This window comes from Vibrio cyclitrophicus, assembly GCF_024347435.1.
Lineage (GTDB): Bacteria > Pseudomonadota > Gammaproteobacteria > Enterobacterales > Vibrionaceae > Vibrio > Vibrio cyclitrophicus.
On record NZ_AP025481.1, the window covers coordinates 1,272,947 to 1,285,274 of the forward strand.

Genomic DNA, 12,328 nt, shown 5'->3' on the forward strand with positions numbered 1-12,328 from the left:
ACCATGTCCTTATCGAACTTTTTTATTAACAGACCGATTTTTGCTTGGGTGATTTCCATTGTCATTATGCTTTCAGGCATTGCGGCGATCGTCTCTTTGCCTGTCGCGCAATACCCAACAATTGCACCACCAGCCGTGACTATTTCAACGTCATACCCTGGCGCGTCAGCGAAAACGATTGAAGACAGCGTAACCCAAGTCATCGAACAAGGCATGACAGGGTTAGATAACCTTCTTTACATGGCGTCGAAAAGTGACTCTTCTGGTAGTGCGAGTGTGACCTTAACGTTTAGCGCAGACACTGACCCCGATATTGCCCAGGTACAGGTGCAGAATAGCTTACAGCAAGTGAGCAATCGCCTGCCTACAGCAGTACAAAACCAAGGCACATCTGTGACCAAGAGTACGTCGGGTTTCATGTCGGTCACCAACCTCTATTCGCCTGATGGCAGCATGAGTGCGGGCGACATTCAAGATTACGCAAACTCTAACATTAAGGACATCTTAAGCCGTGTTAACGGCGTAGGCGAAGTGACTATTTTCGGTCCATCTTATGCGATGCGTATTTGGTTAGACCCTGCAAAATTGAACAGCTACAGTCTCACCCCTGTTGACGTTTCTAATGCCGTATCGGTTCAAAACAGCCAAGTTACTGTTGGACAACTAGGCGGAACGCCAGCCGTTGATTCTCAGTTAATTAATGCCAGTATCACAGCGCAAAGCCTATTAACCAGCGTTGAAGAATTTGAGGACATCTTAATTAAAGTCGACAGTGACGGATCTCAAATTAAGCTCAAAGACGTCGCACGTGTCGAGTTAGCCAGTGAAGAATCTTCATCCATTCCAGCCTACATGGGTAAGGACTCTTCAGGTATTGCGATCACCCTCGCCACCGGCGCGAATTCGTTAGACACACAAAACGCGGTTGATGCAAAACTGGAACAACTTTCAAAAGGCTTTCCAGACGGACTAGTATTGGTTAAAACAACCGATAACAACTTGTTCATTCGCCTTTCTATCACTGAAGTGGTCAAAACGCTATTTGAAGCGGTTGGGCTTGTGTTTATCGTGATGTTACTGTTTTTGCAGAACTTACGAGCAACCTTAATCCCAACCATTGCCGTGCCAGTCGTACTACTTGGTACCTTTGGTGTCATGGCCATGCTGGGTTTCTCAATCAACACACTCACCATGTTTGGTTTGGTGTTAGCGATTGGTTTGCTGGTTGATGATGCCATCGTAGTCGTGGAAAACGTTGAGCGGTTGATGCATGAAGAGAATCTATCTCCTCTTGAAGCAACTAAGAAGTCAATGGGACAAATTACCAGTGCCCTAATCGGTATTACGATGGTGTTGTCGGTTGTATTTATTCCTATGGCCTTCATGTCAGGGTCAACGGGCGTTATCTACCAACAGTTCTCTTTGACGATTGTCTCGGCAATGGTGCTATCCGTTGTCGTCGCATTGATTCTTACTCCTGTATTGTGTGCAACGCTTCTAAAGCCTGTCGATAAAGCGTCGAGCAATAAGTTTTTTGCACTGTTTAACCGAGGGTTCGACAAGCTATCCAGCCAATACCGAGGTTCAGTTAAACACGCTTTACAGCGACCACTACGCTTCGTTTTTGTTTACCTAATGCTTTTTGCCGGCACGGCTTACCTATACAACGTGCTGCCAAGTTCATTTTTACCAAATGAAGACCAAGGTGACTTCATGGTTATGGTCACCACACCAACGGGGACCACATTACAAAAGACACAAGAAGTGATGTTGGATATCAAAGATTATTTTGAAGAGAACGAGTCACACACTGTCGACCACGTGTTTACCGTGTCTGGATTCAACTTTTCAGGCTCTGGACAAAATGCAGCAATGGCATTCATTGGCTTGAAAGACTGGTCAGAAAGGACGGAGCCTGGAACCGATGTGGATTCCATTATCGGCCGTGTTATGGGTGAATTTTCAAACTACAAACATGCACAGATCTTTGCTTTTAGTAGCCCAGCGATCCGAGAGCTTGGTACTTCAACAGGCTTTAACTTCTACTTAGAAGACGTCGGTGCTGTCGGTCATGACAAGCTGATTGAGATAAGAAACCAACTACTTGGTGCTGCGGCACAAAGTCCATTATTGCAAAGTACACGTCCAAATGGCCTGGAGGATACCGCGCAACTGTTCCTTGATGTCGACTATGAGAAAGCCAAAGTGCTCGGTTTAGAAATCGATGACATCAACCAATCACTGTCGATTGCTTGGGCATCGTCATACGTGAATGACTTTATCGACCGTGGCCGCTCTAAGAAAGTTTACATTCAAGCTGATGCAGAATATCGCATGACACCAGAAGACCTGAACTTATGGTTTGTGCGTAACAACAACGACGAGATGGTGCCTATCTCAGCCTTCAGTACTTATCACTGGGGTCAAGGTTCTCCACAGTTACAACGTTATAACGGTAATCCTGCAGTGGAAATCGTCGGTGAAGCCGCCTCTGGTTATAGTACTGGTGAAGCGATGGCTGAAATCGATAGATTGGCAGCCGAGATCTCCAATGATGTACAGGTAAGCTGGACGGGAATGTCCTATCAAGAGATAGAAGCCGGCAACCAAGCGCCAATTCTGTATGCGATCTCCATCTTGATGGTCTTCCTCTGCTTAGCGGCTCTGTATGAAAGTTGGAGTATTCCAATTGCGATTATTCTGGTGGTTCCATTAGGCATACTCGGCGCACTGGCTGCGATTATGTTACGAGGGTTAGAAAACGATGTGTACTTCCAAGTAGGCGTGCTAACTACCATAGGTTTAACCGCCAAGAACGCCATTTTGATTGTTGAGTTCTCCAAAGAACTTTATGAAAAAGGCGTCAACATTATTGATGCAACGGTACAAGCATGTGAGATGCGTTTGCGCCCTATCATCATGACGTCACTGGCGTTCGGACTCGGCGTATTGCCTTTAGTGCTGAGTACGGGTGCAGGTGCTAACGCGCGTAATGCGATTGGTACGTCCGTTTTAGGCGGCATGATGGGAGCGACGTTGTTAGTGATTTACTTCGCTCCGCTATTTTTTGTCTTGATCTGCAAACTGTTCAAGTCAGATGACAAAGCAGAAATAGCAAACGACACAGAACAACCAAACTGAGCAATCACAAAACGAAGTAATAATAAAACCGAATACTAACAAAATGAAGATATGGTGAGCCTAGGAGTGGCTCATCATTACTCGCTGAAAACTTTCAAAGGATAGAAAATGACGAACAACCGACCATCTCGTATAGGAACATTATTACTAGTCATCGCTTTTACCGCATTACTCATGGTTGCGGTGATGATATTTGGATCTCGCATGGGCTTATGGGACCCTATTGTTGGCTTTGGCTACATTCGAAACTACCTCAACCCTATCGGCCTCTCTCTACTCGCTTTAAGTACACTCGGGCTCATCTACCAATGGATTACTCGTGATCGTACAGGTGCGCTCAAGTCTCTGGTTGCTGCATTCATAGGGCTTGGTCTCATCGCGCCAATGCTCCATGGCATAACTCACCCCGTAAAGCGTGAGCCTGCAATTCATGACATTACTACCGACACTATAAACCCACCTGAATTTTATAAGCTAGACGATACGCGTGCAGGTGCCAAAAACTCTCTGATTTATGCAGGAGAAGAAGTGGCTGCCATACAGAAAAAATTGTACCCATACATTAAACCTATTCAGTCGAACCTTTCTTCTGAAGATGCGTACGCAAAAGCACTGGATATAGCGAAAAATAGTGGATGGGAAGTGGTTGCAGGATACCCAGAGGCATTACGCTTTGAAGCAACGGCTCAAACAACTTTCTTTGGTTTTATGGACGATGTGGTCGTTCAAGTTACCCCAATAAACAACAAAAGCCGTATCGATATTCGTAGTGTGTCTCGAATCGGTCGCAGTGACAAAGGTGTCAATGCCGCTAGAATTGTAGAGTTCACCGAAAGTTTTAACCAGTAAGCCGTTTTAGTCACAACACCTACCTTCATTAAAGGATGAAATTAATATGAACCTAAAAAGTATGACCAACTTCATTGTTGCATCTAGCTTAATTGTTGCTCCTTCATTCCTCTTTGCAGCAGAGCCAAATGTACCGACAGAACCGCCATACATTGTCTTAAGTGATAATTTAGATGAGCCAAACGGTTATGGGTTTTGTATTGATACCTACGGACCTGGTCAATCAGAATTAATGCAAACTCATACTTGTAAACCCAAAGCGCCTGAAGGTTCTCCTCGCAACTATTCGGGTCATGATGTGAGATTTGAATTCAACAACGAAACAGACCAAATTCAGTCTTACGCGTTCGAAGGGCTGTGTATGCAAGGGCTTCTTGCGAAAGGAAAAAGCGAACTCGCGTTACTAGAGTGTAGCGACGCCAAAAACCAAGGTTTTGTTTACAGCGAAAATGATCAAACCATTCGATTAAAAGCGGACTCTAGCTACTGTTTGGCAGTGACATCAGAAACTCAAGAAGCGGGCCCATGGGTGAAACGTCCACTTGAACTGATTCAGTGTGAGGAAGCAGAACCGGTTCTAATGAAGTGGACTGTTGTTTCTAAGTAACAAGTACTCATTGGTTAATCTATTTATTTCACAACCCAATGCTTTACAGGTGACATTGCATATATGTAATGTCACCTTTATTTTGCGGGGAAATGAAAGATGGATGATTCTCATCGCTTATCACTCACCATTGAGAGTCGTAAACCGTGTTATCCAAACTTTAAAACGTTTAAATAGCATTCATTTTCGATAGCAACGAGCCTTAACTCAAGTATGTGTAAACACATAAATGAAGGCAACGTGATTTATTGCTTGTTGATGCGGTTAACAATAAAACTTAATGCCACAGCTGCAACACTAAAGCCTACTACACCTACCCAGCCGACCAATTCAAATACCTGAATACCCACAAACGAACCGAAGGCACCACCAAGATAGTAGCCAAGCATATAGACCCCATTTATACGGCTCTGAGCTTGTGGATCAATTGAAAATACGCGGACTTGATTCGATACCTGAGCACTGAACACACCAAGGTCGATAAGAATGATACCGGCGATCAACCCAATCAAGGTATCAGCAAAGAGCCCCGAAACAACAAAGCCAGCAGCAATAATGACTAACGCCATACTGATCATATTTCGAGAACCAAACTTACCTACTAATGAACCTGAAACTTTGGCACCAATCACACCAGCAAAGGCAATAACCCCAAACATCCCAGCTTGCTGAGCATTGTAATTAAATGGTGATTCGCTGACGTGCAAAGCTAACGTTGCCCAAAGTGCATTGAACGAAGCAAACCAAAGCGCGCCGGTTAAAGCAGATGTACGTAGTATCGAATGCTGCTTAATTAACGTTGCCATACTAGCAACAAGCTTAAGGTAAGGTATCTTGATTGTCGGAGTATTCGTCGGTAAAAAAGCGTATAACATTAAACCAAAGATCATCGCGATACTTGCCGACATCATAAACACAGCACGCCACCCAAACTGCTCACCAACAAAACCACTGAGTGTACGAGAAAGCAAGATGCCAACGGTCAGGCCTGTCATTAAAGTCCCAATGACTTTCCCTTTCGTTTCAGGAGTGCTTAATGACGCTGCAAATGGAATCAACTGTTGAGTGATATTGGCACTTAAGCCAATCGCAAAACACGCAACAACCAACACAATTAAGCTAGATGCAGAAAACGCAATAAATGATGACAACACTAACATTACCGATAGGATCGCAATGAGGCGTTTGCGCGGCAAAGTGTCCCCTAATGGCGATAAGAAAAGTAGCGCCACTGCATAACCAATCTGACTAGCCGCCGGCACTGCGCCGAGTTGTGCGCTTGTTAAACCGAGTTCTGTACCGATCTTGGGTAAAATCGGCTGGTTATAATAAAGATTTGCAGCGGTTGCTGAGACAGCGCTCGACATAAGTAATAAGCGCCCTGTACCCAAAGTTTCTGTCGTCACCTTTGACATGATTACACCTTAATTTTAGTTCATCGTTTTAATGAGTGATTTCGATGAAGTGAGTTTAAGGGTGACGCTTAAATAGCAAAAATACCTATTTGATGTAAATTCTATACGCAATTTGCATAGATGATTTCCTAACTCATACTCTGTTGAATTGCTTTAATTTCACTCTGTACTATCGCTGCAAATGCACTAGCAGTGGGAGATTGAGCATGTAAATGGTGTGTCATCACCAATGGCATCTCTACATCCACAGATTCAAGGTTAATAAAGACACAACCCTCACAACGTAAGTCACGAATAGCATAAGGAGCTACCGAGACACCTAAGCCAGAAGATACCTGGGTTAACACCGTTTGCATGTGGTTGGGTTGCTTTTTTATATTTGGAGAAAAACCGGATAAATCACATTGAGTAATGATGGAATCAAATAACCCCACGGCTTGCTCACGTTCAAATAAAATGAAGGGATCGAACTGCAGTTGCTTTATTTGAATGATCGAACATTGGGCGAGTTCGTGTGTGATTGGCACAACCGCAACGAGCTTATCTGCATAAATCGGAACGGAAACGTAGTCATCATCAATCAGATTTGGAAGTGGGCGAGAGAAACTGATATCAATCTCCCGCTTTTCAAGAGCTTCGATTTGTTCAGAAGCTGTCATCTCAACAAGATCGACATCAATAGTTGGATTTTCAGTAATATACTGCCGAACTAAACGAGGCAAGAAACTCAACGTTGCGCCCCCAAGGTAACCAATTGTCAAAGTACCAATATGACCAGAAGAGGCTCGAATTGCGGATTGTTTCGCTTGTTGAGTATGTTCTATGAGTTTTATGGCGTCTGTGAGTAAATGCTTTCCAGCAGCACTAATAACGACTTCGCGAGATGTGCGAAAAAATAGGCTAACCCCTAGTTCATGCTCAAGGCTTGTAATGTGGCGACTAATAGCAGGCTGAACTGTGTTCAATTCCTTTGCTGCTTTTGAAAAGCTTCTGTGTGTGGCTACAGCTACAAAACTTTTTAATACTTTGATCTCCATATGACCTCAATATAAACCTTGATGGTTAACAAGCGCGAACACTGCGCGTGTATATTATTTTATTCTCAATGACAAAGAATTGACGAGTAAACCTAAAGCCAAGAACAAGTTACAACAAACGGTTCTTATATTGTTCTGGCGTTTGGCCGGAATATTTCTTGAACATACTAATGAACGGGCTAGCTTGGTTATAGCCTAAAGTCAGTGCGACTTCTTTAACGGATTGCCCATTTCTTAACAGATCCATAGAGTACAAGTAGCGTACTCGAAGTCGCCATTCAGTAAAGCTCATCCCCAGTTCACTTTGACAGTGGCGCGATAAGGTTCGCTCTGTCGCGTGCACTTTATCGGCCCAATCTTTCAGTGAGATATCATCAGTTGGGTTCTCTTCAATCGCAGCAAGAATGGGCGCAAGATATTTATTATCAGTTGAAGGCAAAAAGTGATGCTCAACTTGACGCTCTGCCAATTGATCCAACAATACTCGCACTAATCTTTGATCTTGTTCGCTCGCAGCAACGTTAATATCACGCTGACGAAAATCATCGATAATCGAGGATACGATTGGTGTGATCTTTATTAAACTGGTTTTCTCAGGCAGATGTTGCGTTAGCTCATGGGAAATATTCAAAGAGCAATAATCTAAGGGTTTGCGATTATAACTGCAGTGCATGACTCCGGCAGGTACCCAAATAGCTAGGTGTGGCGGGGCTAGAAAGCGTGTACCTTCAGCTTCCATTTCTAGAATACCGCCACTGATCAATTGTACTTGTCCCCAAGGGTGGCTATGCACGCGAGTTTCAGTGTTCGATAAGAAAGCTTCGAAATTCATAAATACGTTGGATGGTGCCTTATCGATTGATAAGGATGGGTGAAGGTTTCTTGAGTGTTTTTTCAAACTTGTCTTCCTATCGCGCCTGATGTCTTTTTAAAGATATCTGTAAGTATAACGACCTGTCAAACTAGCCGCATCAACTCATTTGCGACGGAATTCACATGCATTATCTTTTACCATTTTTTACAGTCTGCATCTGGGGTGCAAATGCTATCGTCAATAAGCTCGCTGCAAGTACCATAGAGCCGAGCGCGATGAGTTTTTACCGTTGGTTCATTGCAATGTTGATTCTGACACCTTTCTGTATTCGGTCGGTTATCAAGCAATGGCCAATCATTAAACCTAATTTGTCTAAACTGGCGTTCCTTGGCTTTTTGGGCATGGTGTTAAACCAATCTTTGGGTTACTACGCCGGCTTAACGACAACCGCCTCTAATATGGCGTTGATCACTTCATTAGTACCATTGATCAGCGTGTTCCTTAGCGTACCCTTGTTAAGCAAGTCTATTTCTGGCCTAAGCATTGTTGGCGGCGTATTGTCGCTGTCTGGGTTAGCTCTGATGTTAGGGAAAGGCGATCCTTTATTCTTCATACATCAAGAACTGACTCAGGGTGATGGCTATATGTTAATAGCCGCATTCGTTTATGCTTCCTATTGTGTACTGCTTAAACGCTGGAAAATGCCGTTAAGTAGCTGGGTAGTGATTTATATCCAAGGATTGTTTGCGGTTTCTATGTTGACGCCACTTTGGTTAACCAGCGAACAACTGTTGCCATCCCAACAAGCTATTCCTTTGATTGCTTACGCTGCCCTTGCTGCTTCTATTTTGGCCCCTTGGATGTGGGTGAAGGCGATTGACACCATTGGCGCAGATTCAAGTGCCATGTTCATGAATTTAATGCCCGTTATCGCGATTGCACTTGCGTCTACTTGGTTAGGTGAAGAAATTAACCAATTCCATATCATTGGAGGCGTGATGGTAATCTCTGGTGTCATTCTTGCTCAAATCAAGAGGAAACCAAGGCTTGAGCTTCCGCTTCCTCAACAAAGCTAAGCTCTCCCCCCTCATTTATCAACGATGTTCTCAACGAGATATCCTCGCAGTACCTGCTACCATAGCAGGTATTTTTTAACTGCTTCAAACCACGGCTACTCATAGCTACCTCGTTTAAAACCACTTCCTTAGATAAGCTTTGTCGATCTAATTTTTTGTTAACAATCCTCTTAAAACTATTTAATCGTTGCTTCTTTTCTTGCAACAAGGTTATGATTTAATTTAAAGATCGTCATACTGTTTAGTTAAAGTATTCGCTTATCGGCAGTGTAAATAATGAAGGATTACTACTATAGTGAGCCCTTGCAACAAGTTGACCAAACGTCAGATCAACCTGAATATTTGGATCTTTTACGTGATTAAGAAAAACAACTTAATGTGTTTTTATAATTAATACCTTTACAAGATTGCGGTCAGGGCCGATCTCACTCTAATAATGACCAATCAATAACTCGACAGGCAAAGTTCACTCAAAGGATCTATACTTTGTTCAAAGAGTAAAAGTGAGCTGAATAGTAAAAAAACTTTAACTACCACTTTAGGGTTAATAAGGATAGAATCACTTTAACTTAACCAGATGAACAACGGTTAGTTGGCTAAAATAAAAAGGTACCGATATGAGTACCGAACGGCTTAGAAACACCTAGCGCTATGCTAGGTGTTTTTTTTGAAACCCACTTTCGAAATAACTTACACCCATCTTGCCCTTTCCTGTTTATCACTCGTCTCGATCGCCAGAAAACACCAATGTTCATAGGTTCGTCATCCGTTTGAAAAAATAATCTTAACAGTGAGATTATCCACTTTAATTTATGTCATCTTAAGTATATTGTTATTAGCAAGTAACAAGTATGTTATGCAGCAAAATAATAATGAAGGAAGATAGATGAGCAGTAACAACAGCCGACAAGATGGCAAACGAGACGTTACTCTGCGTTTTTTAGCTGAGCCCGGAGATGTGAACTTTGGTGGTAAAGTTCATGGTGGAGCAGTAATGAAGTGGGTCGATTTAGCAGCCTATGCTTGTTCTGCAGGTTGGAGTGGCAAATACTGCATCACCGCCTATGCAGGTGGTATTCGATTCGTAGCACCCATCCATGTTGGTAACCTTGTCGAGGTAAGTGCGAAGGTCATCTATACCGGCTCATCGTCAATGCACATTGCAATAGACGTCCAAGCTAGCGACCCCAAAGAACTCAACAATCGTCTGACGACTCACTGCATCGTGATTATGGTAGCTGTCGATGAAAATGGTACCCCAACCAAAGTGCCAGAATGGATCCCTGATACCGAAGAAGACATTGAGTTGAGAGACTCGGCTATTCGTCTTATGAACATGCGAAAGCAAATCGGTGAAGAGATGGAAGCACACGTGAAATACCTCAAGTAAGGTCAATCAAGGCTCTCACATACGCCTATTTCCATGCCAAGCAGATGCTTGGCATTTGTTTTACCTAACCCACTTTAAACACAAACGAAACAGTTCTGGTCTTGTGACTCTGCGACAAATCATTCCAAAGTAAATAAAACATCTCTAAGACCAATATTTCCGATAAAGCGTGATACTCAACCAAAGAGTTGAAATGAATCCACTATCGAATATGGATTTGCCTTCTCTGTAATAAAGTCGTCATTTTGCTCTGATTAAATACCGCCAATCATAATGGATGTATTAGAATTTTTTCGGAGCCACTCTTGAGCGTCACACGCCCCACTCTTAGCGAATCTACACTGAACAATTTGAAGGCTGTTGAGTATCAATGGGTTAGAACTTTGTACGTAGAAGGCTACGACAGCAATGAGATTAACCACTATATTCAAACTTGTTTTGGTGGTGACCACACGTTTGCCGATCTGTTTAGACGCGTAGCACTCGATCAAGAAAGTATCTATGTACTGTTACAGCATTTAGGCTGTGCGCCTTCTAGTCGAGAGTTTTAATCTTCACACAGCCTCGATTCTCTATGTCTGATAAGAGTCTAGCTCAAAGTATGCTGTTGAGATCTACTCTCAATAGGCCTGTTGTATTTAGCCTTTATAGACACTTTCGGTGAAATTCAGACGCTCGTTGCATGCAAATCATTGAAGTATCACGCATTGAATTATTAGCAACATATCAATAGACCTGCTGCCCCTTATACTGAGCGTCTGATTTATGAGACAGAGTGATTATTTTGATAATGAAAGATTTAGGCATGGAATGGCTCAAATCTAAGTCACCGAGATAAGCAGATAAGCAGATAAGCAGATAAGCAGATAAAGGCTGGTACAAATACATACCAAAAAGTAGCAGACATAAAAAAACCCAAGTAAATACCTGGGTTAGAGTTACAAAAACCACTAATCATTAATAGCGTAAGGAACCTGATTAGCGGCCAGCTATGCGTAACCTGAGGGTTATTTTTATTACTGATCGGCGGCCAAACCAAATGATGTAATAAAAATGCCAATATAGAGCGACCTAAAGGTCGCTCTTTTCTTTCTTATAGAGTACAGCTTATCCTTTTACACCACCTGCCGTCAAACCGCCAACTAACCAACGTTGAGCAAGTAAGAACACGATAGTAATCGGAAGTGCTGATAGTACAGCCGCTGCCGCAAAGTCACCCCATAGGTAGTTCTGAGGGTATAGGTACTGCTGCATACCTACTGCTAGTGTGTAAGAGTTCACATCTGTAAGTAAGATAGATGCTACTGGCACCTCACCAACTGTCGCGATGAAAGATAGAATAAACACAACCGCTAGGATTGGCACAGACAGCGGCAGTAGAACCAGTCTGAATGCTTGCCAAGGCGTTGCACCATCAAGGGCTGCTGCCTCTTCCAGAGAGTTATCAATCGTTTCAAAGCACCCCTTAATCGTCCATACGTGAAGTGCAATACCACCTAAGTAAGAGAAGATTAGACCACCGTGTGTGTTCAAGCCTAAGAACGGAATGTATTGACCAAGTTTGTCAAACAGCGCGTAGATTGCTACTAGAGCAAGTACTGCTGGGAACATTTGGAAAATCATCATCGCTTTCAGGATAGTTTCTTTACCTTTAAAGCGCATACGAGCAAATGCGTAAGCCGATGTCGTTGACAGTGCCACGATTAAAATCGATGTAACACCCGCGACTTTAATTGAGTTCCATAACCACGTTAGTACTGGGAATGGAGGTGGTGTCACCGAGCCGTCAGCATTCGTTACCGACATACCAAGAGCCAGTTTCCAGTGCTCCAGTGATGGGTTATCGGGAATCAAACTACCGGTTGCGAAGTTACCTTCACGGAACGAGATAGCGATGATCATCAGTAGTGGGAAGATAATCATTGCCAAGAAGCACCACAACACTGCATGCGTTGCCCACACTCGGTATTTAAGGCCTTTACCTTGTACCATAGCCATT

The 12,328-nt window shown here is 43.2% G+C and carries 10 protein-coding genes; 6 read left to right on the plus strand and 4 right to left on the minus strand.

Going from position 1 to position 12,328, the window contains the following annotated elements:
* Positions 1–3 precede the first annotated feature (3 nt).
* The 3 genes from OCW38_RS20465 to OCW38_RS20475 all read left to right on the plus strand — a co-directional run bounded on the left by OCW38_RS20465 (position 4) and on the right by OCW38_RS20475 (position 4,597).
* Positions 4–3,141, plus strand: a complete 3,138-nt coding sequence (locus OCW38_RS20465) for an efflux RND transporter permease subunit (RefSeq protein WP_016767862.1) — start codon at positions 4–6, stop codon at positions 3,139–3,141.
* 108 nt (positions 3,142–3,249) lie between these two features.
* Entirely contained in the window at positions 3,250–3,990 is a 741-nt protein-coding gene (locus OCW38_RS20470; protein ID WP_016767861.1) for a DUF1499 domain-containing protein, read from the plus strand.
* A gap of 46 nt (positions 3,991–4,036) precedes the next feature.
* The gene (locus OCW38_RS20475; RefSeq protein ID WP_010431427.1) at positions 4,037–4,597 is read left to right on the plus strand and encodes a ricin-type beta-trefoil lectin domain protein; all 561 of its coding nucleotides are present in this window, start codon (positions 4,037–4,039) and stop codon (positions 4,595–4,597) included.
* A 245-nt stretch (positions 4,598–4,842) separates the two neighbouring features.
* On the opposite strand, the gene OCW38_RS20480 is transcribed toward OCW38_RS20475, so the two are convergent.
* The 3 genes from OCW38_RS20480 to OCW38_RS20490 all read right to left on the minus strand — a co-directional run bounded on the left by OCW38_RS20480 (position 4,843) and on the right by OCW38_RS20490 (position 7,947).
* Positions 4,843–6,012: an MFS transporter gene (locus OCW38_RS20480; RefSeq protein WP_010431430.1), complete on the minus strand. Its 1,170-nt coding sequence runs from the start codon at positions 6,010–6,012 to the stop codon at positions 4,843–4,845.
* A 128-nt stretch (positions 6,013–6,140) separates the two neighbouring features.
* Entirely contained in the window at positions 6,141–7,049 is a 909-nt protein-coding gene (locus OCW38_RS20485; protein ID WP_010431433.1) for a LysR family transcriptional regulator, read from the minus strand.
* Between the two features lie 109 nt (positions 7,050–7,158).
* Positions 7,159–7,947, minus strand: a complete 789-nt coding sequence (locus tag OCW38_RS20490) for an AraC family transcriptional regulator (protein ID WP_010431438.1) — start codon at positions 7,945–7,947, stop codon at positions 7,159–7,161.
* 98 nt (positions 7,948–8,045) lie between these two features.
* Between OCW38_RS20490 and OCW38_RS20495 the strand changes: the two genes are divergently transcribed.
* The 3 genes from OCW38_RS20495 (at position 8,046) to OCW38_RS20505 (ending at position 10,880) form a co-directional block, all read left to right on the plus strand.
* Positions 8,046–8,939, plus strand: a complete 894-nt coding sequence (locus OCW38_RS20495) for a DMT family transporter (RefSeq protein WP_261895955.1) — start codon at positions 8,046–8,048, stop codon at positions 8,937–8,939.
* Positions 8,940–9,825: 886 nt separating this feature from the next.
* The gene (locus OCW38_RS20500) at positions 9,826–10,329 is read left to right on the plus strand and encodes an acyl-CoA thioesterase (protein WP_010431444.1); all 504 of its coding nucleotides are present in this window, start codon (positions 9,826–9,828) and stop codon (positions 10,327–10,329) included.
* A gap of 305 nt (positions 10,330–10,634) precedes the next feature.
* Positions 10,635–10,880 (plus strand): hypothetical protein, encoded by a 246-nt coding sequence (locus tag OCW38_RS20505; protein WP_016767859.1) that lies wholly within the window; start codon positions 10,635–10,637, stop codon positions 10,878–10,880.
* 556 nt (positions 10,881–11,436) lie between these two features.
* Here OCW38_RS20505 and malG read toward each other — a convergent pair.
* On the minus strand, positions 11,437–12,327 hold the full coding sequence (gene malG, locus OCW38_RS20510) for a maltose ABC transporter permease MalG (RefSeq protein WP_261895957.1): 891 nt from the start codon (positions 12,325–12,327) through the stop codon (positions 11,437–11,439).
* Position 12,328 lies beyond the last annotated feature (1 nt).

What these genes read in the sequence shown, in the direction of transcription:
- OCW38_RS20470 (WP_016767861.1), top strand. Translation starts at nt 3,250, where the DNA reads ATGACGAACAACCGACCATCTCGTATAGGAACATTATTACTAGTCATC.
- OCW38_RS20465 (WP_016767862.1), top strand. Translation starts at nt 4, where the DNA reads ATGTCCTTATCGAACTTTTTTATTAACAGACCGATTTTTGCTTGGGTG.
- OCW38_RS20475 (WP_010431427.1), top strand. Translation starts at nt 4,037, where the DNA reads ATGAACCTAAAAAGTATGACCAACTTCATTGTTGCATCTAGCTTAATT.
- OCW38_RS20495 (WP_261895955.1), top strand. Translation starts at nt 8,046, where the DNA reads ATGCATTATCTTTTACCATTTTTTACAGTCTGCATCTGGGGTGCAAAT.
- OCW38_RS20500 (WP_010431444.1), top strand. Translation starts at nt 9,826, where the DNA reads ATGAGCAGTAACAACAGCCGACAAGATGGCAAACGAGACGTTACTCTG.
- OCW38_RS20485 (WP_010431433.1), bottom strand. Translation starts at nt 7,049, where the DNA reads ATGGAGATCAAAGTATTAAAAAGTTTTGTAGCTGTAGCCACACACAGA.
- OCW38_RS20480 (WP_010431430.1), bottom strand. Translation starts at nt 6,012, where the DNA reads ATGTCAAAGGTGACGACAGAAACTTTGGGTACAGGGCGCTTATTACTT.
- malG (WP_261895957.1), bottom strand. Translation starts at nt 12,327, where the DNA reads ATGGCTATGGTACAAGGTAAAGGCCTTAAATACCGAGTGTGGGCAACG.